At 72.8% G+C, this 24,405-nt stretch carries 23 protein-coding genes and 3 pseudogenes; 12 read left to right on the forward strand and 14 right to left on the reverse strand.

The features are described 5' to 3' along the window. Positions 1-12: 12 nt before the first annotated feature. Positions 13-679, reverse strand: a pseudogene (locus ACZ6X9_RS18845) (IS5/IS1182 family transposase). Positions 680-902: 223 nt separating this feature from the next. On the opposite strand from ACZ6X9_RS18845, the pseudogene ACZ6X9_RS18850 reads away from it, so the two are divergent. The 4 genes and pseudogenes from ACZ6X9_RS18850 to ACZ6X9_RS18865 form a co-directional block, all read left to right on the forward strand. Next, a pseudogene (locus ACZ6X9_RS18850) lies at positions 903-1,082 on the forward strand (SPDY domain-containing protein); the annotation flags it as partial. After that, on the forward strand, positions 1,079-1,282 hold the full coding sequence (locus tag ACZ6X9_RS18855; RefSeq protein WP_469779098.1) for a DUF397 domain-containing protein: 204 nt from the start codon (positions 1,079-1,081) through the stop codon (positions 1,280-1,282). The pseudogene ACZ6X9_RS18850 and the gene ACZ6X9_RS18855, both read left to right, overlap by 4 nt. 1,062 nt (positions 1,283-2,344) lie before the next feature. Next, positions 2,345-2,542: a helix-turn-helix transcriptional regulator gene (locus ACZ6X9_RS18860; protein ID WP_469779099.1), complete on the forward strand. Its 198-nt coding sequence runs from the start codon at positions 2,345-2,347 to the stop codon at positions 2,540-2,542. Continuing rightward, entirely contained in the window at positions 2,539-3,927 is a 1,389-nt protein-coding gene (locus ACZ6X9_RS18865; protein WP_469779100.1) for a tyrosine-type recombinase/integrase, read from the forward strand. The genes ACZ6X9_RS18860 and ACZ6X9_RS18865 overlap by 4 nt, the downstream gene beginning before the upstream one ends. A 161-nt stretch (positions 3,928-4,088) precedes the next feature. Here the strand turns inward: ACZ6X9_RS18865 and exaC are convergent, their stop codons facing one another. Then, positions 4,089-5,612, reverse strand: a complete 1,524-nt coding sequence (gene exaC / locus ACZ6X9_RS18870; protein ID WP_469779101.1) for an acetaldehyde dehydrogenase ExaC — start codon at positions 5,610-5,612, stop codon at positions 4,089-4,091. 209 nt (positions 5,613-5,821) lie between these two features. Between exaC and ACZ6X9_RS18875 the strand changes: the two genes are divergently transcribed. Together ACZ6X9_RS18875 and ACZ6X9_RS18880 are read left to right on the forward strand one after the other, a co-directional pair. Next, on the forward strand, positions 5,822-6,202 hold the full coding sequence (locus ACZ6X9_RS18875; RefSeq protein WP_469779102.1) for a holin: 381 nt from the start codon (positions 5,822-5,824) through the stop codon (positions 6,200-6,202). 420 nt (positions 6,203-6,622) lie between these two features. After that, positions 6,623-7,474, forward strand: coding sequence for a hypothetical protein (locus ACZ6X9_RS18880; RefSeq protein WP_469779103.1), 852 nt, complete (start codon positions 6,623-6,625; stop codon positions 7,472-7,474). Positions 7,475-7,762: 288 nt separating this feature from the next. Here ACZ6X9_RS18880 and ACZ6X9_RS18885 read toward each other — a convergent pair whose 3' ends face one another. Beyond that, positions 7,763-7,939 carry a zf-HC2 domain-containing protein gene (locus ACZ6X9_RS18885; protein WP_469779104.1) on the reverse strand — a complete coding sequence of 59 codons (177 nt, stop codon included), beginning with the start codon at positions 7,937-7,939 and terminating at the stop codon, positions 7,763-7,765. A 61-nt stretch (positions 7,940-8,000) separates the two neighbouring features. Here ACZ6X9_RS18885 and ACZ6X9_RS18890 point away from each other — a divergent pair, with 61 nt between their 5' ends. Both ACZ6X9_RS18890 and ACZ6X9_RS18895 read left to right on the forward strand, forming a co-directional pair. Continuing rightward, positions 8,001-8,597 (forward strand): sigma-70 family RNA polymerase sigma factor, encoded by a 597-nt coding sequence (locus tag ACZ6X9_RS18890; RefSeq protein WP_469779105.1) that lies wholly within the window; start codon positions 8,001-8,003, stop codon positions 8,595-8,597. 401 nt (positions 8,598-8,998) lie between these two features. After that, on the forward strand, positions 8,999-9,385 hold the full coding sequence (locus ACZ6X9_RS18895; protein ID WP_469779106.1) for a VOC family protein: 387 nt from the start codon (positions 8,999-9,001) through the stop codon (positions 9,383-9,385). 818 nt (positions 9,386-10,203) lie between these two features. Here the strand turns inward: ACZ6X9_RS18895 and ACZ6X9_RS18900 are convergent. The 3 genes from ACZ6X9_RS18900 to ACZ6X9_RS18910 are packed head-to-tail and all read right to left on the reverse strand — an operon-like array spanning position 10,204 to position 13,225. Continuing rightward, complete coding sequence (locus tag ACZ6X9_RS18900) at positions 10,204-10,698, reverse strand: copper chaperone PCu(A)C (RefSeq protein WP_469779107.1); 495 nt, start codon at positions 10,696-10,698, stop codon at positions 10,204-10,206. Then, on the reverse strand, positions 10,695-12,992 hold the full coding sequence (locus tag ACZ6X9_RS18905) for a heavy metal translocating P-type ATPase (protein ID WP_469779108.1): 2,298 nt from the start codon (positions 12,990-12,992) through the stop codon (positions 10,695-10,697). The genes ACZ6X9_RS18900 and ACZ6X9_RS18905 overlap by 4 nt, the downstream gene beginning before the upstream one ends. After that, on the reverse strand, positions 12,992-13,225 hold the full coding sequence (locus ACZ6X9_RS18910) for a hypothetical protein (RefSeq protein ID WP_469779109.1): 234 nt from the start codon (positions 13,223-13,225) through the stop codon (positions 12,992-12,994). Before ACZ6X9_RS18910 ends, ACZ6X9_RS18905 begins: the two co-directional genes overlap by 1 nt. A gap of 339 nt (positions 13,226-13,564) precedes the next feature. On the opposite strand from ACZ6X9_RS18910, the gene ACZ6X9_RS18915 reads away from it, so the two are divergent. Together ACZ6X9_RS18915 and ACZ6X9_RS18920 are read left to right on the forward strand one after the other, a co-directional pair. Then, positions 13,565-14,836: a cytochrome P450 family protein gene (locus tag ACZ6X9_RS18915; RefSeq protein ID WP_469779110.1), complete on the forward strand. Its 1,272-nt coding sequence runs from the start codon at positions 13,565-13,567 to the stop codon at positions 14,834-14,836. After that, a complete protein-coding gene (locus tag ACZ6X9_RS18920; protein ID WP_469779111.1) occupies positions 14,833-15,753 on the forward strand; it encodes an L-tyrosine/L-tryptophan isonitrile synthase family protein in 921 nt (306 codons plus the stop codon). The genes ACZ6X9_RS18915 and ACZ6X9_RS18920 overlap by 4 nt, the downstream gene beginning before the upstream one ends. Before the next feature lie 144 nt (positions 15,754-15,897). Here ACZ6X9_RS18920 and ACZ6X9_RS18925 read toward each other — a convergent pair whose 3' ends face one another. Genes ACZ6X9_RS18925 through ACZ6X9_RS18935 form a run of 3 tightly spaced genes read right to left on the reverse strand, consistent with a single transcriptional unit; the run spans position 15,898 to position 18,859 of the window. After that, on the reverse strand, positions 15,898-16,713 hold the full coding sequence (locus tag ACZ6X9_RS18925) for an ABC transporter ATP-binding protein (protein ID WP_469779112.1): 816 nt from the start codon (positions 16,711-16,713) through the stop codon (positions 15,898-15,900). Between the two features lie 7 nt (positions 16,714-16,720). Then, complete coding sequence (locus tag ACZ6X9_RS18930; RefSeq protein ID WP_469779113.1) at positions 16,721-17,785, reverse strand: FecCD family ABC transporter permease; 1,065 nt, start codon at positions 17,783-17,785, stop codon at positions 16,721-16,723. Next, complete coding sequence (locus ACZ6X9_RS18935; RefSeq protein ID WP_469779114.1) at positions 17,786-18,859, reverse strand: ABC transporter substrate-binding protein; 1,074 nt, start codon at positions 18,857-18,859, stop codon at positions 17,786-17,788. Positions 18,860-19,140: 281 nt separating this feature from the next. Here ACZ6X9_RS18935 and ACZ6X9_RS18940 point away from each other — a divergent pair, with 281 nt between their 5' ends. Beyond that, positions 19,141-19,893, forward strand: a complete 753-nt coding sequence (locus ACZ6X9_RS18940) for a PIG-L deacetylase family protein (RefSeq protein WP_469779115.1) — start codon at positions 19,141-19,143, stop codon at positions 19,891-19,893. Positions 19,894-19,906: 13 nt separating this feature from the next. On the opposite strand, the gene ACZ6X9_RS18945 is transcribed toward ACZ6X9_RS18940, so the two are convergent. The 5 genes and pseudogenes from ACZ6X9_RS18945 to ACZ6X9_RS18965 form a co-directional block, all read right to left on the reverse strand. Next, positions 19,907-20,356 (reverse strand): PTS sugar transporter subunit IIA domain-containing protein, encoded by a 450-nt coding sequence (locus tag ACZ6X9_RS18945; RefSeq protein ID WP_469779198.1) that lies wholly within the window; start codon positions 20,354-20,356, stop codon positions 19,907-19,909. Between the two features lie 129 nt (positions 20,357-20,485). Continuing rightward, positions 20,486-21,115 (reverse strand): annotated as a pseudogene (gene dhaL / locus ACZ6X9_RS18950) (dihydroxyacetone kinase subunit DhaL); the annotation flags it as partial. A gap of 72 nt (positions 21,116-21,187) precedes the next feature. Beyond that, complete coding sequence (locus ACZ6X9_RS18955; protein WP_469779116.1) at positions 21,188-21,760, reverse strand: dihydrofolate reductase family protein; 573 nt, start codon at positions 21,758-21,760, stop codon at positions 21,188-21,190. 195 nt (positions 21,761-21,955) lie between these two features. Further along, positions 21,956-22,933 carry a DUF6114 domain-containing protein gene (locus ACZ6X9_RS18960; RefSeq protein ID WP_469779117.1) on the reverse strand — a complete coding sequence of 326 codons (978 nt, stop codon included), beginning with the start codon at positions 22,931-22,933 and terminating at the stop codon, positions 21,956-21,958. Between the two features lie 29 nt (positions 22,934-22,962). Further along, complete coding sequence (locus ACZ6X9_RS18965; protein ID WP_469779118.1) at positions 22,963-23,577, reverse strand: DUF6230 family protein; 615 nt, start codon at positions 23,575-23,577, stop codon at positions 22,963-22,965. Between the two features lie 89 nt (positions 23,578-23,666). Here ACZ6X9_RS18965 and ACZ6X9_RS18970 point away from each other — a divergent pair, with 89 nt between their 5' ends. Beyond that, positions 23,667-24,296 (forward strand): TetR/AcrR family transcriptional regulator, encoded by a 630-nt coding sequence (locus tag ACZ6X9_RS18970; RefSeq protein ID WP_469779119.1) that lies wholly within the window; start codon positions 23,667-23,669, stop codon positions 24,294-24,296. Positions 24,297-24,405 lie beyond the last annotated feature (109 nt).

The following is a 24,405-nucleotide window of genomic DNA, read 5'->3' on the forward strand; positions in this document are numbered from 1 at the left end:
TTGGCGTTGCCGTTACAGAGCGAGGACGGACGCGGCGGTGGACGACATGCGATTCGGGCCGCACCGGGACGGTTGGAAGACGCGCCAGGATTTCAGGCGGTCACGCCCAGTTCCACTGGCGCTCGGGATGCGGAGTGTGGTTCACCGTGCGCCGGGTCGGCGACAGGTCGGTGGAGGGAGGGCGCCGCAGGGGTGTCGTCACCCACGAACCGCCCCCCCCGGGGGGGCAGGGGCGGTGATCAGGTCATGCACGCGTTCAAGCAGTGTGGGTTAAATGCACCGCAGACGTCCGGCCGGCCCAATCACGACCTGGACGTTCACTCCATGTCGGCGGCGCTTGCGGAAGTAGTCGGACCGGTTGCCACCCGCTCGGTCGCATTCCGCCAGGGTGCCGTCGAGCATCACGTGGTCGAGGCCAGCTTCATGCAGCGCAAGCAGGGTCCTGGGTGCCCGGTCGGCGAGCAGGACGACGACGGCTGCGCGGTGCGGTGGCCGTGGAGACGCTGTGGCCAGCGGCGATCTGCGCGAAGGCGTCGTGACGGCGCCGATGGACCAGACTGACCAGGGCACGCTGGTGCAGCGCGAACTCGCAGCGGTAGCCACCTTCGCGGGTGACAGCAGCGGTCGCCCCGTGGATGACAACAAGCTTGGGCACCCACTTGACCACGGCACGCGGCAGGGCGAGAGCGGCAAGATAGTCCTCATCCCACTCGCCGTGGCGGAGATCCGGCGACTCCTGAACACTCTCCTGCTCCGCCCCCGAGCCGACCACGACTGCGTAACCGACGCACTGAAGTGGTCAGCCTGGAGAAGACACCGCCAAGCCGCCGCCAGCCAGTGCCACTACCAGTAACGCAGCTCAGGGCACGAACCGCTGCTGGAGTGTCGGCAGCAAGGACGGCCGCTTCTACCTCGGCTGGTTCCCCGCTGGCCGACCCGAAAGCGACGGCGAGGGCTGGAGGCTGTCCGTCACCGGGACTGCGCAGATGCCCGGCCACCACGTCTCCTTCGACACCGGAGACCCCGTCGAGGTCGTCGCCGCCACCGGGGCCTGCATCCTGGCCACGTCCCGTCTGTCGTGAGGGCTACCGCGCCAGGCAACGGAGCATGCGTCGAAGCTGCCACGGTCGCCGGTAGCATCGCTGTTCGGGACTCCACGCTCCCCGATGGCCCCGTTCTGCGAATCCGCCCCAATGAGTGGCTCTCCTTCCTCGGCTGCACCGCCGGGGAAGGGAACCCCCCAAATGATCAGCAAATACCTGCTGGTAGCAGTGAGAAATGACCGGTCCGAACGAGACACAGTCGCTCGGACCGGTCTTCGACCATTAACCCTGCCCCGTAGCGGCAACGGACAACCTGCCGTTCGCGCCGCAGTGGAGACATCGCCAGGCCCTGTCACCGGAGGGCCGGCACCGGCCGGGGTGGCGGGTTCCGCCCGGCCGGGGTCGGTGCCGCACCGGGCTGCGGGTCTGACCGGGCCCAGCTTGTAGGTGATCCGCCGCGCGCTGGCCGTGGTGCCGCGCTGGGAGTCCTCCGGCACCTCCCACGCCAGGCGTCTCGCTCGACTGCCCGTCGGCTGACGAGCCTGCCTTCGGCGCGCGAGGACCGCTCAGAGAGGGGCACGGAGATTCGGGTGACTCGTGGCTCGCGTCGGCGAGGTGCGGGTCGCGGTGGCGGACAGGGCCCGCGATGCCGGGCGTCAGCCGTGGCACGAACTCCGGTGCTCCGGCAAAGCTATTTCACCGAGTGATTTATATAGGACGCGTAATGTCGTGTCCCTCGATCACTGCCGAAAAGTCTTCGCGGAACATCCTCGGGAGGCGGGTTCGCTCACGGCAGAGGAGAAAGGGCTCCCGCAGGACTGGAACATCGACCTGGCTCATGTCAACGTACAACGCCACCGGAAAACCAGACACGGTGGCACCGGTATGTTGCCGCGCCAAGTCCACGCCAGGAGGAGTTCCGCTGTCCAGAGGAGAGAAGCAAGTCGCGTGCCTGACCACCCGGTCTCTGTCCGCGAGCGTTACATAGCCGACGATCCCCGGTTGGGGAAATCGGGACTCCTCCGGACCATTGATGTTGTTCGCGTGTGGCTGTGCTTGGCGGTGGAGTCGCGCGGACAGCAGGCCGAGCCGCCACAGCCGCTAAGGAGGTCAAAGGGCGGCGGTCTGCGCTGATAGTCGATGGTGGTGGTTCCCTCTTCCGGCGAAGCCTGGCGGGCGTCTTCCGTGCCTTCGCCTCCGCGGCATGCAAGCCATGGGCCGAAGGTCGCAAGAGATCTGCCTGACCGGCATTCGGCTGCCTCCCATGTCCTGCGACAGCTCCAACCGAAAGATGAAAGTCAATGGCGCGTCCGCCTGCCCTGAAACTTGCAGAAGTGCTTGCGGAAATCCGCATGAGTCCGTCCGCGTTCTACCGGCTACGCGCCCGTGGGTTGGCGCCACGCATGGTCAAGCTGCCGAACGGTGAACTGCGATGCCGCAGAAGTGACCTGGACGCCTGGTGGGATATGTGCGAGAAAGATTCTGACGCTTGGCGATGAGTTACAACGTCCGCTTCTGGGACATACGCGAGCGCCTTGATCGACGCAAGCCGTACATGGTCCGGTGGACGGTTAATGGGCGTGAAAAATCCGAATCATTCATAACCTTCGGGCTCGCCGACAGCAGACGATCAAAGCTTATGACGGCGGCGCGTGACGGTGAGCCTTTCGACGAGCATACGGGTCTACCGGCGTCCGAGCTGCGAGCCATCAAACAACGGACGACGTGGTATGACCTAGTCCACGAATACCTTGACCAGCGGTGGGACCGCACGCCGGGAAACACCCGCCGCACGCTGGCTGACGCATTCGCCACGATCACGCCTGCCTTGGTGCGCCCCGGCGCAGGCTATCCGGAGCCGCGGGTGCTGCGTCGTGCCTTGTACTCGTGGGCATTCAACAAGAACGCGTGGGCCCAAGAGCCGCCCGAGGAGTGGCGTAAGGCCCTCGACTGGATGCAGCGAAACTCCCTGCCTGTCAGCGCTCTTGCGGAAGCCGATGTAGTGCGGCGCGCGCTCGATGCTCTGTGCCGCAAGTTGGACGGCAAAGCGGCTGCGGCCAAGACGGCGCGGCGCAAGAGGGCTGCGTTGAGTGAAGTACTCAACACCGCGGTAGAGAAGGGTTACTTCGCAGAGAACCCTCTCAACGGTCTCAGGTGGAACGCTCCGGCGGTCAGCGACGAAGTGGACCCGTCTGCCGTTCCCAACCCGCTCCAAGTGGCACGCCTGCTGGCGGCCGTTGCGCAGCAGCGTGGGCGAGGCCCCCACCTAGAGGCGTTCTTCGGATGCATGTACTACGCGGCGATGCGACCGGCGGAGGTCATCCACCTTCGCGTCGACCAGTGCCATCTGCCTGAGGCTGGGTGGGGGATGCTCAACCTGTCGCGCGGCGTCGTCATCGCGGGCAAGGAGTGGACGGACGACGGTTCCGTGCACGAGGTGCACTCGCTGAAGCGCCGCGCGGAGACCGCAACCAGGCCCGTACCCATCCCGCCGCAATTCGTGCGCATGCTCCGAGCTCACATCGAACGGTTCGGCGTAGCGCCGGACGGTCGGTTGTTCCGAAACCAGGCGGGCAATTACGTGGACGCGGCTGCGTACGGCACGACGTGGTCGCGAGCGCGGAAGCACGTACTGACGCGGACGGAGCTTGCCTCCAAATTGGCCAAGCGCCCCTACGATCTCCGGCATGCCGGGATCTCGTTTTGGCTGCACTCCGGTGTGGATCCGGCCGAATGCGCTCGCCGCGCGGGTCAGAACATCGAGGTCCTCTTCCGTCACTACGCCAAGTTCCTGGACGGCGTCCGGGAGCAGGCCAACCGCCTCATCGAGCAGTCCCTGGAGGAGTGGGACCGTGTCAGCCAGGGCTCGTCGCCTGCGAGGTGAACGGGGTTTTGGTCCGTGACTGGTCCGGAAGCGCTGGTCAGGAACGGGATAGCAGTGGGAGGAACTGGGAGTTGCAACGCAAACCGGGCCTTGCCCCGAGCGGGGTTAACGGAAGGCGCCTGGCGGACAAAAGTCCAGGTCAGGCGCCTTTTCTTGTGCCCCTAGAAGAAGCCGAGCTTCTTCGGCGAGTACGAGACGAGAAGGTTTTTGGTCTGTTGGTAGTGGTCCAGCGCCATGCGGTGGCCCTCGCGGCCGATGCCCGATTGTTTGTAGCCGCCGAAGGCGGCCGCGGCCGGGTACTGGTGGTAGCAGTTGGTCCAGACGCGGCCTGCCCGGAGGGCGCGGCCGGCGCGGTAGGCGGTGGTGCCGTCGCGGGTCCAGACGCCGGCGCCGAGGCCGTAGAGGGTGTCGTTGGCGAGGGTCATGGCGTCGTCGAAGTCGGTGAAGGGGGTGACGGCGACGACGGGGCCGAAGATCTCCTCCTGGAAGATGCGCATGCGGTTGGTGCCCTCGAAGATGGTGGGCTCGACGTAGTAGCCGCCCTTGAGTTCGCCGCCGGGCTCGGCGCGCCGGCCGCCGGTGAGGACGCGGGCGCCTTCCTGTCTGCCGATGTCGAAGTAGGAGAGGATCTTTTCCAGTTGGTCGTTGGAGGCCTGGGCGCCGATCATGGTGGCGGTGTCCAGTGGGTGGCCGGGGACGATCGCCTCGGTGCGGGCGATGCCGGCGGCGAGGAAGTCCGCGTAGTGGCCGCGCTGGATGAGGGCGCGGGACGGGCAGGTGCAGACCTCGCCCTGGTTGAGGGCGAACATGGTGAAGCCCTCGAGGGCCTTGTCGCGGAAGTCGTCGTCGGCGGCGGAGACGTCGTCGAAGAAGATGTTGGGGCTTTTGCCGCCCAGTTCGAGAGTGACCGGGCGCAGGTTCTCGGAGGCGTACTGCATGATCAGGCGGCCGGTCGTGGTCTCGCCGGTGAACGCGATCTTGGCGACGCGCGGGCTGCACGCCAGCGGCTTGCCGGCCTCCACCCCGAAGCCGTTGACGATGTTGAGTACGCCCGGCGGCAGGAGGTCGGCGATCAGGTCCAGCCAGACGTGGATCGACGCCGGCGTCTGTTCGGCCGGCTTGAGGACGACCGCGTTGCCGGCGGCGAGGGCAGGGGCCAGCTTCCAGGCGGCCATCAGGAGGGGGAAGTTCCACGGGATGATCTGGGCGACGACGCCGAGCGGCTCGTGGAAGTGGTACGCGACGGTGTCCTCGTCCAGCTCGGACAGCGTGCCCTCCTGGGCGCGTAACGCGCCCGCGAAGTAACGGAAGTGGTCCACGGCCAGCGGTATGTCGGCGGCCAGCGTCTCGCGGACGGGTTTGCCGTTCTCCCAGGACTCGGCGACGGCCAGCGCCTCCAGGTGTTCCTCCATGCGGTCGGCGATCCGCAGCAGCACCGCCGCGCGTTCGGCCGGGGCGGTCCGGCCCCAGGCGGGGGCCGCCGCGTGGGCGGCGTCCAGGGCGCGCTCGACGTCCTCGGCGGTGCCCCGCGCGATCTCGGTGAAGGGCTCGCCGTTCACCGGCGTCGGGTTCTCGAAGTAGTCGCCCCGGGCGGGCGGACGGTACTCGCCGCCGATCCAGTGGTCGTAGCGCGGGCGGTACGAGACGAGGGCGTCGGGCGAGCCGGGGGACGCGTAACGGGCCATGCGGCCGACCTCCTTGGCGTGGGCCGCCCATGCCGTCACGGGCGGCGTCGCCGGATCGCTACCCACCCGCCGCTTGCGGTAGGCCCCGTTGGTGTGGTGTACACATCATCAGAGCGGTGGGCGGGGTGGTGCTTCCGGCTCCGCCTCGCCCCTTCTCCTTCTCTCTCCCCCCACGTCTGCGCGCGGACCCGAACGGAACGGACGGACCCATGAACAAGAAGGTGCTCGCCGACATAGCCGAACGCACCATCGCCGCCTACCTGACCACCTTCCTCGGCCTGCTCATCGCCGACGGGTTCGACCTGACCGACGTCTCCGCACTGAAGGCCGCCGCCATCGCGGCCCTGCCCGCCGCCCTCTCGGTGATCAAGGGGGCGCTCGGACGGTTCGTCGGCGACGACGACAGCGTGGCGTGGCTGCCGAGCCGGCGCCGCCACAAGCGGTCCGCCGCCGGTGGGGGCGCGGCGGGGCGCCCGGCGGGTCGCACGCGGACGGAGAAGCGCGGCACCGCGACGGAGAAGGACGGCAAGGCCGCGAAGGCCGGTGCGGCGGACGCGGGTGCGGAGGCGGAGCGGCCCGCGCAGCCGTGACGGGCCGGCCGGTAGGCAGGCGGTGTGCAGTGGGCGGCCCCTAGGCGGGGTTCCGCCCGGTGAGCCCGCGGCACACCCACCCCGCCCATCAACCGGAACCCTGGCTTCCACACGGGGTGTGATCCGCGCACCCCAAACCGACCCCCGCACACGTTCCGAGCCGTCCGCCCGCCGTACGACACTGACCGTGCGAGTCCCACTAGGCGCGACGGGACAGGACTGCCGGTCGTCCCCCCGAGCCGGCGGCCCGCCGCCCCGTACCGCCGGGCGGACGGTACGGGGCGGAGCCGCGCCCGGACGGGGACAGGGGGACACGCGCGACGGGGGAGCGGCCCGGGGCGGCGGACGAGGGAACCGGACGCGCGAACATGCGCACCCCGCCGTCGCGTCGCGCGGCGCGGGTGCAACGATGTGCACGTCATGAGTGCAGCACAGCAGGCGGGGCAGGCACCGCGCGCACTGCGGGCCGCGACGTTCGCGGCGGTCTGCGTGCTGCTCGCCGCGCTCGGCCACGCGCTCATGTCCGGGACCGACGTCCCGTGGTGGGCGATCGCCGCCGCGCTGTCCGGTACGGGCGGCTGCGCCTGGTTCCTCGCCGGACGCGAACGCGGGCCGCTGCTGATCACCCTCGCCACCGTCGGCGCGCAGACGGCGCTGCACTTCTTCTTCACCCTGGCCCAGCAGGTCTCCGAGGCGGGGGCCCACCCGGGGAGCGCCGTGGGCCACGGCTCCGGCGCGCTGCCGTCGCCCGGCTTCCTGTCCCGGCTGACCTGCGGGGCCGTCCCGTCGGGGGCCTCCGGCGGAAGCGCCGGCGAGGCGGGCGGCCCGGCGATGGGCGGCATGTTCACGGGCGGCCCGGGGACGAGCGGCACGCCGTCGTCCGGTGGCCTGTCCACGGGCGCCGGCATGGACGGTGTGGACGGCACGGCCGCCATGCAGGGCATGCCCGGCATGCACGGCATGCACATGGACATGATGGGCATCCATGGGCTCCACGGCCCCCTCGGCATGTGGTCCGCGCACCTGCTCGTCGCCCTGATCTGCGGCCTCTGGCTGTCCGGCGGCGAACAGGCCGCCTTCCGGCTCGGACGGGCCGTGGGCGCCCGCCTCGTCGCCCCCCTGCTCCTCCTCTTCGGGGGCCCGGTCCCCGGCCCGCGGCCCCCGCGCGTCCGCGCCGGCCTGGGCCGTCCGGCGCAGCGGCTGCGCCGCCTGCTGTACGCGTACGCGCTGATCACCCGGGGACCCCCGGCCGTACTCGCCGTCGGCCGCTGAACCCCCGGTCACCCGAGTCCGCCCGGTCCCCCCGCGCGGACTCCTCGGGGTGCTTCCGCCGACGGCCGCCGGACAGGCCGTGAAACGTTCCCGGGCCGTCCGCCGCCGCGCGGCCGGACGCCCGGATTCCAGGAAGGACCCCGGGCAATGACCCCTGCCCGCAACCAGGACGCGCCGCCCCGGCACGTCCCCCCTTCGGCCACCGCGCCGAACGGGACCCGCCCAGCCACCACCGAGCCGTGCCGCCGGCACCGTTCAGTCGACCGGGAGCCGCATGGCCGGCACCTTTCAGCCGACCCCCAGCCGTGCGGCCAGCATTTTCAGCCGACGGGCCCGCTCGTCCCACCGGTGACAGTCCGCACAACCGCGCACATGCGCCTCCAGCACCACGCCGCTGACGCCCGGCGGGGGTGCCTCGCCGTCGATGCGCGCGGACAGGGCGGTACGTACGTCGCTGCAATGCACCCGGCCATCGTCCCCGGCGCCGCGGAGCGCCGGTCCACCGCCCCCCGCGCGGGAGGCCGCCGTGCGTGACGACGAGACGGTGACCGCCTGGGCGCTGGCCGCCAGGGGCGGCGACGCCGACGCGGTGGAACGGTTCATCCGTGCCACGCAGACCGACGTCCGCCGGTACGTGGCCCGGCTGAGCAACGACCCGCAGGGCGCCGACGACCTGGTACAGGAGACGTACCTGCGCGCCCTGCGCTCGCTGCCGCGCTTCGAAGGGCGGTCCTCCGCCCGCACCTGGCTGCTCTCCATCGCCCGGCGCACGGTCGTGGACCGGCTCCGCTTCCTCGCGGCCCGGCCGCGGCTGTCGGACACGGACGACTGGCAGTCGGCGGCGGAGCGCACCCAGTCCGCGGTCCTGCCCGGCTTCGACGAGGGCGTCGCGCTGTCGCAGCTCCTCGACCGGCTGCCGTACGAGCGCCGCGAGGCCTTCGTACTGACGCAGCTCCTCGGCCTGCCGTACGCCGAGGCGGCTCTGGTCGCCGGCTGCCCGATCGGAACGGTCCGCTCACGGGTGGCGCGGGCGCGCGAGGCGCTGATCGACCAGTTGGAGACGGCGGAACGGGAGGGGAACGCGAGGGTGCCGGTCCTGGCCGGGGCGGGGGCCGGCTGCTGACCCGCCCTCGCGGGCTCCGCCCGGCCCGGCGGCCCATGGCCCCGGCCCGGCGGCCCCGCCGTCTCGGAGGTGTTCCGGGGCGGCGGGGCCGGTGCGCCGCCGCTGTGAGTGCGGTGCGACGCCGCCGCGGCTCCGACCGGCCACCGCCGTGACGTCGGCCCGCCACCGCCGTGGGCGTCCGGCGACGCGGGGCGCCGCCTGCCCGGGCCGCTCGCCTGATCGGCTGCCACGGGCGGGCGGCGGGAACCGTGCCCGCTAGCCTGGAAGCCGCCGTGCCGGAAGCCGTGGACCTGCCGGAACGCGGTGCCACGGCCCCCTGCCGGAGGCACGATTCCGATGAGCACCGAACCCGCCGGGCGCGTCGGGCCGGCGGCCGGATTCCGACGCGCCGGGGAGCACCCGTGAAGATCCACCTCACCAGCGTCTTCGTCGACGACCAGGAGAAGGCCATGCGTTTCTACCGGGACGTGCTGGGCTTCGTGACGAAACACGACGTTCCGGCGGGCCCCGACCGGTGGCTGACCGTCGTCTCGCCGGAGGACCCCGACGGGCCGGAACTGCTGCTCGAGCCCTCCGGCCATCCGGCGGTGGGGCCCTACAAGACGGCGTTGTTCCAGGACGGCATCCCGGCCGCCTCCTTCGCCGTGGACGACGTGCGGGCGGAGTTCGAGCGGCTGCGCGCGCTCGGGGTGCGCTTCACCCAGGAACCGGTGGAGATGGACTCCGTCACGGTCGCGGTCCTGGACGACACCTGCGGCAACCTGATCCAGCTCATGCAGGGCGAGTAGAGGCGCCCGGCTCAGCCCGGCTCAGCCCGGCTCAGCCTGGGGCGGCAGGCAGAAAGGCAGAGGGGGCAGAGGCGGAAAGGCGGGAGGGACGGAGAGGCCGAAGAGGCGGCAGAGGTGGAAGGGGCGGACTGACAGGCCGCCCCCTTCCGGAACGGCTAGAACGACGAGCCGCCCGACCCGTCTCCCGAGTAACCGCCGCCCTCGCCGGAGTCCCTACCCCCGCCGAGGCCACCCCCGGTCAGACCGCCGCCGCAGTCTCCTCCGCCTCCGCCGAACCAACCGCCACCACCGACGTCAGCGTGCCCACCGTGCCCGCCGCCTCCATACCCGTGGCCACCTTCATCCCCATGACCGCCCGCATCCCACGCCCCTCCCACGCCCCACCCCGGAGCGCAGGAGGGACCCGCGCCGGCCCCGGCACCGCCTCCGTCACTCCCGTAGGCGTCGGTCCCCCCGGCCCGTCGGCCACCGGACGGCCCGGACGGACCGGGCCAACCGGACGGCCCGGACCAACCGGACGGATCAGACCGGCCGGACGGCCCGGACCGACTGCTCAGACCGGAAGTCGTTCCTCCCCTTCCCGACCCCCGGGCCAGCAGCATCAGGAAGGCCGCGAGGAGGAAGAGGGGGAGGAACCACAGCGCACCGCTCGCGAACCGCATGTCCATCACATCCCCCTCGGCGCCCTTGCCCGCTCTCGTCGGAGCGCGGCGCCTTGGAGGCGTTGTTCCCGCGCGCCACGCGGCCCAAGCCGGTGGCGGCGGTCCTGTCGCACGGTTCGTACATTCCGCCGGGGCGGCTGCCCGGTGACCGCCGGGTCACCTCCGGGGCACGGCCCCGCTCCCCGCCCGGACGACCTCCGCGTCCACCCGCACGGTGCCGCTCTCGCGGAACCGCAGGACGAGGGGCAGCCGGTCGCCGACGGAGAGCCTGGGCGGGCGGCTGACCATGATGTCGGTGCCGTGCGGGGACATCGCGACGACGTCGCGGGCGGGCACGGTCACCGAGCGGAGCATCCGCATGCTCCCCGCCCCGTCCTTGACGACGGTCCGGGCGAGCATGGCGCCGCCCGCCGACGGGGCCGTGACGGAGAGGAGTTCGTCGTCCTCGTCGCCCTTGTTGGTGAGCCGTACGAACGCGGCCGTGTCGTCGCTGCCGAAGGGCAGGAGCACGCGGGCGTCCTCCGCGACGACCTCGGCGGGCCGGCCGGCCGCGCCGGACGCCGTCCAGGCGCCGAGGCCGCCGAGGGTCACCACGCAGGCGGCGACGGGGACGAGCGCGGCCTTGGCGGCCTGGGCCACGGGGTTGTTCATGCGACGGCCTTCCGGGGACGGGGAGTGCCCTTGCGGGCGGAAGCGGTCGTACGGGCGGACGCCGGCTGCCAGCCGCGCAGCCGCAGGCTGTTGCCGACGACGAGGAGGGAGCTGACCGACATCGCCGCCGCCGCGACCATCGGGCTGAGCAGCCCCACGGCGGCGAGCGGCACGGTCACCAGGTTGTAGCCGAAGGCCCAGGCGAGGTTGGCGCGCACGGTCAGGGAGGTGCGGCGGGCGAGCCGTACGGCGTCGGCCAGGGCGCCCATGTCCTCGCGGACCAGCGTCACGTCGGCCGCGCCGATGGCCGCGTCGGTGCCGCTGCCCATGGCGATGCCGAGGTCGGCGCCGGCCAGGGCGGCGGTGTCGTTGACGCCGTCGCCGATGACGGCGACCCGGTGGCCCTTCTCGCGCAGCGCGCGGACGAGCTCCGCCTTGCCCTCCGGCGTGACCTTGGCGTGCACCTCGGCGATGCCCAGTTCGGCGGCGACGGACCGGGCGGCGGCCTCGCCGTCGCCGGTGGCCAGCACCGGCCGCAGGCCGAGCCGCTTGAGGTGGTCGACGGCCCGGTAGCTGCCGGCGCGGACCGTGTCGCCGAGGGCGATCACCGCCTCGACGGCGCCCTCGACCCGGACGGCCACGGCCGTCCGGCCGTCCCGCCCGGCGCGCCGCACGGCCTCGGCGAGCGCGTCGGGCAGCCCGTCGGCTTCCGCCCGTACGACCTCGACGCGCTTGCCGTCCACCACGGCCCGGACGCCCACACCGGCCGTGGCGGTGAACTCCTCGGCGGCAGGCAGCGGACCGTTCGCCTCCGCCAGCCCGTGGGCGTGCACGGCCCGGCCCACCGGGTGTTCGGATCCCGCCTCGGTCGCCGCCGCGTACCGCAGCGCGGCCTCGGGACCGCAACCGCCCTCGCGGGCCGTCACCTCGGTCACCGTCATCGAACCGGTGGTCAGGGTGCCGGTCTTGTCGAGCACGACCGTGTCCACCCGCCGCAGTCCCTCCAGCGCCTGTGGGCCGCTGACCAGGATGCCGAGGCCGGCACCCCGGCCGGTCGCCGCGAGCAGGGCGGTCGGGGTGGCCAGGCCCAGGGCGCACGGGCAGGCGACGACGAGCACGGCGACGGCCGCGGTGATCGCCGCCTGCGGGGACGCGCCGGCGCCCAGCCAGAACCCGAGGACCGTGACCGCGACCGCCAGCACGGCCGGCACGAAGACGCCCGCGATGGCGTCGGCGAGGCGCTGCACCCGGGCCTTGCCCGCCTGCGCGTCCTCCACCAGCCGGGTGATGCGGGCCAGTTGGGTGTCCGCGCCGACGGCCTCGGCCCGTACCTCCAGCAGCCCGCCGGAGTTGACGGCGCCGCCGATCACGGCCGTGCCGGGCGTGACGTCCACGGGCGCGCTCTCGCCCGTCACCAGGGACAGGTCCAGGGCCGAAGCACCCGACACGACCGTCCCGTCGGTCGCGACGCGCTCGCCGGGACGGACGAGGAAGCGGTCGCCGACGCGCAGTTCGGCGACAGGGATGCGGCGTTCCGCGCCGTCCGCCGTCCGCACGGCGACGTCCTTGGCGGCAAGGGAGGCGAGGGCCCGCAGCGCCGAGCCGGTGCCGGCCCGGGCCCGGGACTCCAGCAGCCGCCCGGTCAGCACGAACAGCGGGACGGCGACGACCGCTTCGAGGTAGACGTCCGCCGTGCCCGGCATGGTCTCGGGCCACAGCGTGAAGGGCATCCGCATGTCCGGATCCCCGGCACCGCCGAAGAACAAGGCGTAGACGGACCAGGCGTAGGAGGCGAGGACACCGAGGGAGACCAGGGTGTCCATGGTCGCCGCGGCCCCCCGCAGCCCGCGCAGCGCCTTGGAGTGGAACGGCCAGGCGCCCCACGCGGCGACGGGCGTGGCGAGCGCGAAGCACAGCCACTGCCAGTTGCGGAACTGCAGACCCGGGGCCATCGACAGGACCAGCACCGGCACGGACAGCACGGCGGTGACCAGCAGCCGGACGAGGGGCGACGACCCGGCGCCGGGCTCCTCCTCCGGGGCTTCCTCCGTCTTCGGCCGGGGCAGCGCGGCGGTGAAGCCGAGGCCCTCCACCACCGCCATGAGCTCCTCGGCGGTGACGGCGTCCGGGTGGCTGACGCGGGCCCGGCCCGTCGCGAGGTTGACGCTGGCGGTCACGCCGTCCAGCTTGCCGAGCTTCTTCTCGACGCGGTTGACGCACGCGGCGCAGGTCATGCCGCCGACGATGATCTCGGTCTCGGCGGCGGTGGACGCGGTGGCGGTCGGCGCGCTCATCAGTGCCCCATCCCGGGCATGCCGTCCATGCCGCCGCCCCCGTTGCCTCCGCCGCCCTCGCCGTTCTGGCCGGACCCTGGATCGGACGCGCTCCCGCCGCCGGTGCGGTGCATGCCGGGGGAGACGGGACCGGCTGCCGAACCGACGGCGTAGGCGACCCCGAACAGGGCCGCGAGCAGCAGGACGAAGCCGGACAGGAGACTGTACGGACTGAGGGAATGACGTGCGGTCATCGCCGCATCGTGACATGCCGGAGGCCGCTCACCGCAGCGGAAGGCGCCGACGCGGCACGTGAGGATTGTCCCTTCCGCTTCGGGGAACTTCCCCGGCCGGTCGGCCGACTACCTGGAGATAGACAGCCCGTCCGGCGGTCGAGGACCGGGGGCACCTCCTCTGGGGGAGCCCGCAGGGCGCTTCGGGGGGTGCGGGGACGGCAGCCCCTGGGAGAGACGGGAAGGGGCGGGTCCGGGGCACTGTCCCGCGGGAACGGAAACCCGTACGAACGTACGGGAACTCACCACCCCTCACACCCGACTTCCTCAGCGTTCAAGATTCGCGAGGAGCCCAAGCACGTGCCCACCCCCGCCCCCATACCCCTCTCCGGCCCCGCCTACAAGCGCGACCCCTACCCCCTCTACGCGCGGATGCGCGAAGCCGGCCCGATCCACCGTGTCGTCTTCCCCAGCGGTGTGACGGCCTGGCTAATCACCGGATACGCCGCCGCCCAGCGCACCCTCGCCGACCCCCGGCTGGGCAAGAACCACGCCCTGGGCAACGAGAGCTGGCGCGCCCGCGCCTCGATCATGCCGGAGCCCCAGCACTCCCGCCTCCAGGTGCACCTCCTCCACCAGGACCCCCCGAAGCACACCGTCATGCGACGGCTGATCACGGACGCCTTCGCCCCCCGTCGCGTCGAGGCGCTGCGCCCGCGTTTCCAGGAACTGGCGGACGCGCTCGTGGACGGCCTCCCGACGCCCACCGGCCCGCACGACGACGCGGTCGACCTGGTCGGGACGTTCGCCGCCCGCTTCCCCTTCCTGGTCCTGGCCGAGGTCATCGGCCTGCCACCGCACCTCGCCGCCCGCTTCCGGCGCGAGTGGGGCGGCGTCGTGGCCCCCGTGGGCCCCGCCGACCCCGGCCGCCCCGCCTACGAGGCGCTGCTGCGCGGCCTGGAGGACTACATCGCCGAGGTGGTCGCCGACCGGCGGGACACCCCCGACGACGGGCTGCTGAGCCGGCTGGTCGCCGCCCGCGACGCCGGCGAACTGACGCCCGAGGAGCTGGACTCCATGATCTTCCAGCTCCTGGTGGCCGGCCAGGAGCCGGTGACCAATCAGATCACCACCGCCCTCGTCAGCCTCTTCCGCCACCCCGAGGCCCTGGAACGGCTGCGCGCCGAACCGGACCTGATGCCCGCCGCGGTCGAGGAACTGCTGCGCCTGGACGGCGCGTTCGAGCTCACCACCTGGCGCTTCCTCGCCGAGGACGCCGAGTTGCACGGCGTACGCGTCCCGGCCGGCGACTCCGTGATCGTCTCCCTCTGCGCGGCCGGCCGCGATCCGGAACGCTTCCCGGACCCCGACGTCCTCGACCTCGACCGCGCCCAGGGCTCACACCTCGCCTTCGGACACGGAATCCACTTCTGCCCCGGCGCGGCCCTCGCCCGGATCGAACTCCAGGTGGCCCTCGGCACCTTGCTTGCCCGCCTGCCCGGCCTGCGGCTCGCCGTCCCCGACGAGGAGCTGCGCTGGATCCCCGCCGTCCTCGGCCGCGGCACGGCCACGCTCCCGGTGGCGTACGACGCACCGCGCTGCCCGTACGGGCGGGGGGTGACGGCACCGTGACGACCGACATCGCGCCGGTGATCACCGACACCGCCACCGAGGTGCTGCGCCTCCTCCTGCCGTACCACCGGACGACCGGACCGGGGTCACAGGACCCCGCCGACCACCCCGGGACACTCCGGCAGATCCGCCGGTTCACGGACACCGGCGACCCCGTCGTCCTCACCCTCCCCGGTTTCCCCTGCAAGTCGCCCAACCCCGCCAAGGTGCTGGGCCCCCTCCCCGACGAGGGGGAACGGCTCTCGCTGACCTTCCTCGACCGGCTCTGCGCGCGCGTCGGCGAGGTCTACGAGCCCGGGGCCCGGATCGTCATCTGCTCGGACGGGCACATCTTCGGCGACGTCATCCGCGTCCCGGACGAGCACATCGACGCGTACGGCGACGCCCTGCGCGCCATGATCGACGCCGAAGGGCTGCGGCACCTGGACACCTTCGACCTGCGGGCGGTGCACGGGGACGCCTCCCACGACACCAAGCGGCGCCTGGTGACCGAGGCGTACGCGCCGCCCATGGACGACCTGCGCGCTCTGGTCCGCGCCGACGAGGAGACCGCCCGGCTCTACCGGGGCATCACCCGCTTCCTCTTCGAGGACACGGCGGACTTCGACGGCAGCCGGTCGGCTCTGCAACGGGACTGCCGCGCTCGGGCGTACGAAGTGATCGCCCGGAGCCGGGCCTGGGGCGAGCTGATCGCGGAGCACTTTCCGCGGCAGGTGCGGCTGTCCATTCATCCGCAGGCGGTGGGGGCGGAGAAGTTCGGGATCCGGCTGCTGGAGACGTCCGATGCGTGGGCCACGCCGTGGCATACGGTGCTTCTGCTCCAGGGAAGCGTTGCTCGGCTTGTGCGGCGGGAGGAAGCCGAGCGGGTGGGGCGGCTGGTGGTGCGGGACGGCAGGCCGAGCCACTTCGTGGGGTGAGCCCCGGACCCTCCCCCAGAGGGGGCACCCCCATTCACCGTTTCCTGGGGACAAGCCCCCGGACCCCAACCGCGCGGAGCGCGGTTTCGGGGGTGCGGGGGCGCAGCCCACGCAAGAAACGGGAAGGGGCGGGTCAGGGGCAACTCACCCGGCGGAAGCGGCGATCACCGGTACGTCACCGCCGCTCCCCGCCACCTCCCGGTGATCGAAAGCGATCAACGGATCCCCCGTCAACGGATGCTCGACCACCGCGGCCCGCACCCCGAAAACCTCCGCCAAAAGCTCCGGCGTCAACACCTCCCGCGGCGCCCCCGAAGCCACCACAGCCCCCTCGTGCAGCACGTGCAACCGGTCGCACAGCGAAGCCGCCGCATTCAGATCGTGAAGGGAAAGCAGCGTCGTCCGCCGCTGAGCCCGCAGCAGGGCGAGCAGTTCGACCTGATGACGGACGTCCAGATGATTCGTCGGCTCGTCCAGGACGAGCACCTGCGGATCCTGGGCGAGCGCCCGCGCCAGCAGCACGCGCTGCCGCTCCCCGCCGGAGAGGGCGGAGAAGGAGCGGCCGCCGGCCCCGGCCAGCCCGACCCGTTCCAGCGCGGCGGCGACCGCCTCCGCGTCCGTCCTGTCCTCGCCCGCGAAGGCGCGTTTGTAGGGGGTGCGGCCCATGGCCACGACCGCGCGGACGGACAGTTCGAAGTCGCTGCCGCGCTCCTGCGGGAGGGCCGCCACGCGTCGCGCGGCCTCGGGGGCGGACAGGGAGCGGATGTCCGTACCGCCGACCAGCACCCGCCCGGCGTGCGGCTTGAGGTAGCGGTAGACCGTGCGCAGGACGGTGGACTTGCCGCTGCCGTTGGGGCCGACCAGGCCCGCGATCTCGCCGTCCTCGGCGAGCAGGTGGACGCCGGAGACGATGGTCCGCCCGGAGAGGACGACCTCCAGCTCCTCTATGGCGATGCGCATGCGCGGGTCATCCCCTCTCCAGGCGGCGGTCCAGCAGGTAGAGCAGGGTCGGGGCGCCGACCAGGGCGGTGACGACGCCCACCGGCAGCTCCTGGTCCGGCAGGGCCGTCCGGGCCACCAGGTCGACCACCACCAGCAGCACGGCCCCGAACAGGGCGGCGATCGGCAGCAGCCTGCGGTGGGCGCCGCCGACGACCATCCGGCACACGTGCGGCACCATCAGGCCCACGAAGCCGATCGCCCCCGACACCGACACCAGTACACCGGTCAGCACACTCGTCACCACGAACAACTCGCGGCGCAGCCGGCCCACGTCGACGCCCAGGCCGGCCGCCGTCTCGTCGCCCATCAGCAACGCGTCCAGCGCCCTGGCCCGGGCCAGCAGCGCGGCCAGCCCCAGCCCGACGGCCACCAGCGGCGCCGTCAGCGTCGACCACTGGGCGCCGCCCAGCGATCCCATCAGCCAGAACAGCACCCCGTGCGTCTGCTGGTCGTCCCCGGCCTGGAGCACCAGGTAGTGGGTGAACCCGGACAGGAACTGTCCGATGCCCACCCCTGCCAGCACCAGCCGCAACGGCGAGAAGCCGCCGCCGCGCCGGGCCATCGCCCACACGAGGGCGAAGGACGCCAGGGCCCCCGCGAACGCGGCGGCCGACAGGCCCAGGCCGAACGCGCCGCCGGCCCCGGCGCCCAGGACGATCGCGGCGACCGCCCCCAGCGACGCGCCGCTGGAGATGCCCAGCAGGTACGGGTCGGCGAGCGGGTTGCGGACCAGCGCCTGGGTGGCCGTGCCGACCAGTCCCAGGCCCGCCCCGACCAACGCGGCCAGGAGCGCCCGCGGCACCCGCAGCCGCCACACGATCAGGTCGTGGGTGCCGGGCGCCAGGTCGTCGCCCGTCACCCCGCGCACCACCGCCGACCAGACGTCACCCACCGGCACCCGGGTCGACCCCAGACACACCGAGGCCACCAGTGCCGCGACCAGCACGACCGTCAGGACCCCGGCCACCAGGAACGTGCGCGGCTCGCGCTCGGTCTCCCGGTCCTCCGCGGCCACCGCGAGCGTCGCCATCTACTTGACCCGGTCCGGGTGGAGTACGTGCGCGATCTCCCGCACGGTGTCCGCGCTGCGCACGCCGGCGATCGTCGTCCGCTCGGAGCCGATGCGCAGGAAACGGCCCTCCTTGACGGCCTTGAGGTCCTTCGTCGCGGAGAAGGACTTGAGGAAGCCCTCCGCCTCGTCGAACGCCTTGCGGTTCGCCTCGTCACCGCCCCGGTTGCGCACGGCCAGTTGGATGAAGTCCGGATTCTTCGCCACCACGTCCTCCCAGCCGACGGGCTTGAAGTCGCCGTCGCAGTCGGCGAAGACGTTGCGGCCCCCGCCCTGGGTGATGACGGCGTTGGCGACCTGCCGGTTGCACACCGCCATGGGCTGCTTGGTGCCGGCGTCGTAGTCGAAGAGGAAGTACGAGGGCCGCTTGTCCTCGGGCACGTCCTTCAGCGCGTCCCGGACGCCGTCCGTCTTCTTCCGCATGTCCGCCACCAGTTCGGCGGCGCGCGCCGAGGTGCCGGTGACCCGGCCCAGCTCCTCGATGTCCGCCTCGATGCCCGACAGGTCGGTGCGCGGCTCCTTGTTCATGGACGCGCAGGCCGTGGACTTGAGGAAGATGTGCTTGATGCCGGCCGCCTTGAACTCCTCCGGCTTCGGCGCGTCGGCCGCGCCGCCCATGTTCTTCATGGAGGAGAAGGAGTCGATGTAGACGTCCGCCCCCGAGGCCAGCAGCTTCTCCTTGGGGATCACGGTCCTGCCGAGCACCGGTACCTTCGCCGCCTGGTCCGCGAACCGCGGCGGCACGGCACCCTTCCCGGGCGGGAAGCCCGTACCGGCGATCCGGTCGCCCGCGCCCAGCCACAGCAGCAGCTCCAGGGCCGCGGCGTTGCTCGTCACGATCTTCTTCGGCGCCGACCCGAACGTGGTCTTCGACCCCGCGCAGTCGGTGACGGTCACGGGGAAGCCCTTGCCTCCCGAGCCGCCCGCCGCCCCCTCCTTCCCGGCCTCCTCGCCGTTACCGCCGCCGCCACCGCCACAGGCCGTCGCCGTCAGGGCCACCGCGGCCAGCACACCGCACCACGCACGAGGGCGCATGAGAAACACTCCAGGAGGTCGTTCGGGCGGGGACCGCTGGTGCGGGCCCTGACCAGTAGTCGGCCCGCGTGCCGGTGGGGTTCCCGGCGGGGACGGAGATGTGCGGCATAGGGTGCGGATGATCATCGGCCGCCCGATGCCGACCCGGCCCGGGCCGTCCGACACCGACCTGCCGCCGGCCGCCCGCTGCCGACGTACCACCGGCCTCCGGCACGGACGTGTCACCGGCCCCGGTACGGACGCGTCACCGGCCGCCCGACCCCGACCCGTGAGGACCACCGATGCCCGACCGCGCCACCATCACCCCCGACCGGCTCCAGCCCATGCCCACCGACTGGCGACGCGCCCTCGCGGTCGTCGCCCACCCCGACGACCTCGAGTACGGGGCCTCCGCCGCCATCGCCACCTGGCTCGACGAGGGACGCACCTGCGCCTACCTCCTCGCGACGCGCGGCGAGGCGGGCATCGACACCCTCGGCCCCGCCGAGGCCGGGCCGCTGCGCGAACGCGAACAACGGGAGAGCGCCGCCGCCGTGGGCGTGGACACCGTCGAGTTCCTCGACCACACGGACGGCGTCATCGAGTACGGCATCCCGCTGCGCCGCGACATCGCCGCCGCCGTCCGCCGTCACCGCCCCGAGCTCGTCCTCACCCTCAACCACCACGACACCTGGGGCGGTGTCGCCTGGAACACCCCCGACCACCGGGCCGTCGGCCGCGCCACCCTCGACGCCGTCGCCGACGCGGGGAACCGCTGGATCTTCCCCGAGCTCGTCGACGAGGGCCTGACCCCGTGGAACGGGGTGCGCTACGTGGCCGTCGCCGGCTCGCCGCGGCCCACCCACGCGGTGGACGCGAGCGCCGGGCTCGACCGCGCGGTGGCGTCGCTGCTCTGCCACCGCACGTACATCGAGGCGCTGACGGACGAGGAGCCGGAGCGCTACTGCCGGACCTTCCTGGAGGGCAACATGGCGGCGGTCGCGGAGCGCTTCGGCGGCCGGCCGGCGGTCGCGTTCGAACTCTTCAGCCGGTGAGAACCGACGCTTCCTAGAGCTTGCGGTAGGTACGGGCGTCCTCGGCCGCCGCCAGCACGGCGGCGAGGTCGCCGCCCGCCGAGGCCGTCACCGCGGCGGCGACGGCGCCCTCCACGAACGGGGCGTCCACCAGTCGGGCATCCGCCAGTTCACCCCCGCCCAGCAGGGACTTCACCGTGAGGACCGCGCTGCCCATGTCGCAGAGCACCACCACACCGGCCCCTTCGCCGGCCTCCGCGACCGCCGCCCGGACCAGCTCGGCGCTCGTCCCGACGCCCCCGTCGGGCAGCCCGCCGGCGACCGCGACGGGCGCCGGGTCGCCGGTCCCCACCAGGGCCGTGGCCAGTCCGGCCGTGGCGGCGGCCAGCTCCCGGCTGTGGGAGACGAGGACGACGCCGACCCGGCCGGAAGCCGTGCCGGGCGAGGCGTTCCGGGAACCTTCCGAGTCCACGTCCGGGGACACCGCTCCGGCAGGGGCGCTGGCATCGGCATCGGTATCGGCGCCGGCATCGGTATCGGCACCGGTATCAGCGCCGGCCGGCCGCCCGGCCAGTTCCTCCCGCCGCCGCGGGGCGAGCTCCGGGTCGGTGGCCTCGTACAGCGCCGTGACCAACAGCGCGGAGGAGGCGGCTCCGGGATCCTGGTGGCCGACGCTCCGCTCGCCCAGGTAGCTGGCCCGGCCCCGCCGCGCGCGGAGCGGAACGGTCGCCTCCGCGCCGTCGACGGCGGCCCGGGCGGCGGCCCGCAGGGCGGCCGTCACGTCACGGCCTTCGGCGAGGGCCGCGGCGAGGGCGTCGGCGGCGGGCTGGAGGGCGTCCACCATCGTGGCGTCCCCGGGCGCCGAGTCGCCCAGCCGGCGCACACTCCGCACGGCGGCGGCCAGCCCCTGCCCCAACGCCTCCGGAGCCACCACGGCGTCCTCGCCCAGCACCTTCCCCATCCGCCGGAACACCGTGCCGAACAGCGGACCCGACGCCCCGCCCACCGTATTCGTCAGGTGCGCGCCCACGGCCGTGAGCAGCGCCCCGGGGGTCTCCGCCGCCGCCACCGCCTCCGCTTCGGCGGCGGAGGTGAAGCCCCGCCTGAGGTTGGCGCCGTGGTCCGCGTCCCCGATGGCGGCGTCCAGATCGGTCAGCCGGTCGGCGGAGGCGACGACCACCTCGACGGCGCGGTCGAGAAAGCGGCGGAAGAAGGCGAGGTCAAGCGGAACGGTGGTGGTCATGCGCGGCTCCCTGCTCCTGGTGCTCCTGACGAACGGCTGCGTTCCGGCCAGCGTAGGCGCGGGCGGGCCGGGTCAGTGGACGACGTCGAAGACGTTCTTCTGCAGGCCGTTGGCGTACGCCTCGTGCTCGACCAGCCGCAGCTTCTGCGTGTCCTTGTCCGTGGCGCTGAAGAGGCGTTTGCCCGCGCCCAGCAGGAGCGGGAAGACGAGCAGGTGGTAACGGTCGATCAGCCCGGCGTCCGATAGACCGTGGTTCAGGGTGGCGCTGCCGTGGACGATGATCGGGCCGCCCTCGGTCTCCTTGAGGGCGGCGACCTCGTCGAGGGAGCGCAGGATCGTGGTCTCGCCCCAGCCCGGCACCAGGGCGTCCTCGGTGAGGGTGGTGGAGACGACGTACTTCGGCATCGGCTTGTAACCGGCGAAGTCCGCCATGTCCGGCCACACCGCGCCGAACGCCTCGTAGCTCGTCCGGCCCAGCAGCATCGCGGTGGCCTCCTGCTGCTCCCGGCCCTTGATGTCGAACGCCTCGGGAAGGAACTCCACGTCCTTGAAGGTCCACCCCGCGTTCCGGTAACCGGGCTCGCCGCCCGGGGCTTCCACGACGCCGTCGAGGGAGACGAAGGCGGTGCTGATAAGGGTGCGCATGCGGGGTTCCTCGGTAGTCGTCGGAAGGGGTGCGGCGACGGCGGCGGTCCGGCCGCCGCCGAAGGCCTCGGCCGCGCTCGCAGTGTGCACCACGCATGATCACTTACGGAAGGCACCGGCGGAGGTACCGCACGGCGGCGCCCGCACGGCGGCGGCGCCCGCGCGGGCGCCGCCCGAGAACCTCCGCCGACCGCCTCAGACCCCCGGCAGCGCCCGCAGCTCCAGCCCGTCCGCCGTGATCGTGTCCGCCGTGACGAGGGCCTGTTCCGCCGTGACGTCCGTCATGAAGACGAAGGGCGGGATCACCGGGGGAGCGGGGAGGGTGTCGGGGGAGAAGGTGAGGCAGACGAGGCCCTCCAGGCAGCCGTGGAACCGGGTGAGGTGGAGCGTGACCTCGCCGCGTAACTCCAAGGAACGTGCTCCCAAGGCGAGTTGACCGTCGGCGCCCCGCCCGTCGCGCGTCCGCAGGCGGTAGTCGGTCAGGGACGCGGCCCGCATCCGCAGGACGATCACCTTCAGACGGCCCTCGGCCGTCGGGAGCCGCTCCACCCCGGCGAGGGTGAAGCCGTGCGGTGCGAAACGGGAGGCGGTGACGGCCGGGGGAGTGGCGGCCGCGGGAGGGGTGGCCGCCCCGACCGGCCGCCCCGGCCCGAGGGGCGTGTCCGCCGCCTCCGCCCGATCCGCCACGCCTGCCCGATCCGCCACGCCTGCCCGATCCGCCACGCCTGCCCGATCCGCCGCCTCCGCCCGACTCGTCGCCGGCCCGGCCAGGACCGCCGTCAGCAGTACGGCCGGCAGCGCGACGGCGAGCGTGCGGTCACCCCGTGGCGTCCAGCCGAAACCCATCGCGCTGCCCGCGATGCCGAGCGCCATGCCCACCAGGAACCCGCCCAGGTTGGTGGCGGCGAACGACAGCACCGACAGGATCAGGGCGTTGACGCTGACGTAGTGCCGTGCCGACGGCACGAACCACAGGAACAGCCCCGCCGCGATCAGCGCCAGCCCGATGCCCAGCGCGGCCAGCCCGCCCAGTCCGAGGCTGACGAGCACGGTCACCGGCGACAACGGGATCACCAGCAGCTCGGTCCCGCCGAGGACGAGCAGGGTGCCGGCCCAGAAGGGCCGGGTCCGCCGCCAGGCCCGGAAGCGGCGCCGGACCGGACCGTCCGGCACCCTCGGGATCCGTGGCAGCGCCGGGTGCCTCAGAAGCACTGGTCGCCGTCCAGGTTCACCTGGAGCTTGAGGCCCTTCAGCCGGAAGTTCCCGCCGGTGGCCGACCAGGCGTGCGACCGGACCCCCGCCACCGTGACCTTGCCCGCCTGGAGCCCGAACGCCCCGGCGTCCCCCTTGACACCCGGCACCCGGTCGAGCGTCGACGCGTCCCGGCCGATCTGCGCCGTCCCGAACTCCGCGTCCCCGACGAGGTCCTCACCGTCGATGACCAGGTCACTGGCCGTCACCTCGCCGGCCCGCCCGCCGGCCGTGAGCTTGAAAGTGACCTTGCCGAGCGGCGTCGGCACGGACGCGGCCTGGCAGATGTCGCTCAGCCGGGCGTTCCCGATGCCGAGCAGGGCCACCGGATGCCCCTTGCCGTCGACGGACCGGTCGGTGCCCACGTACGACGCGAGCCCGTCGCTGGTCAGCTTGCCGGACGACACCTGGAAGTGCGTGCCGGAGACGGCGAACGAGGCCGCGAGTACTCCCTGCGCCATTCCCGTGGCCATCACGCCCACCGCGATCACCGCCGGCAGGGCGATCAGGGCGGTCCGTCTCCAGGCGGTACGGCCCTCCGGCAGGTTTCGGTCTGATCCGCTCACTGCTTCCTCCCGCGACTCAGGGAAGTGCGTGGTGTGCAGGTGGTGCCATACTGCGGATGTTCCCGTGGAGTTGGAGACTAGGGCCGGTTTTGAACGATAGTCAACAGCGCGGAAGCGAGCGGGCACAGGCGCGACGTGCCGAACTCATCGCCGTGGGACGGAAACTGTTCGCCGACACGTCCTACGACGCCCTGTCCATGGACGACATCGCCCGGCACGCGGGCGTCGCCAAGGGCCTGATCTACTACTACTTCAGCAGCAAGCGCGGCTACTACCTCGCCGTCATCGAGGACGCGGTCGCCGAACTGGTCCGGCGCGCCCGGTCCACCCATGCCCTGCCGCCCGTCGAGCGCGTCCACCACACCGTCGACGGCTACCTGCGCTACGCCCAGCACCACCAGGCCGCCTACCGGACCATCGCCACCGGCGGTGTCGGCTTCGACGCCGACGTCCTCGCGATCCGCGACCGCGTCCGCGAGGAACTCCTGACCGCGATGGCCCGGGCCGCCTGGGGGCGCGCCGACCTCCCGCCCGTGGCGCGTACGGTCCTCGTCGGCTGGCTGTCGGCGGTCGAAGGCGTGACACTCGACTGGCTCACGCGCCGCGAGCTGCCCCGCGAGGTGGTGTGCGGGCTGCTGGTACGGGCGTTGGGGGACGCTCTGCGGGTGATCGAGGAACACGAGCCGGGGTGTCCGGCGCCGGAGCGAACCCGACTGTGACGCGAGGCCGTCACCAGGGGCGGGAGGCGGCGCCCCGGGCGGGCCATTCGGCCCACCCCGGGTGAAGTTTCCGGCGCTCCGGGGTATATGGGGTGCAACGCCGTTAATG

It is taken from the genome of Streptomyces sp. NPDC052910, from assembly GCF_055585605.1.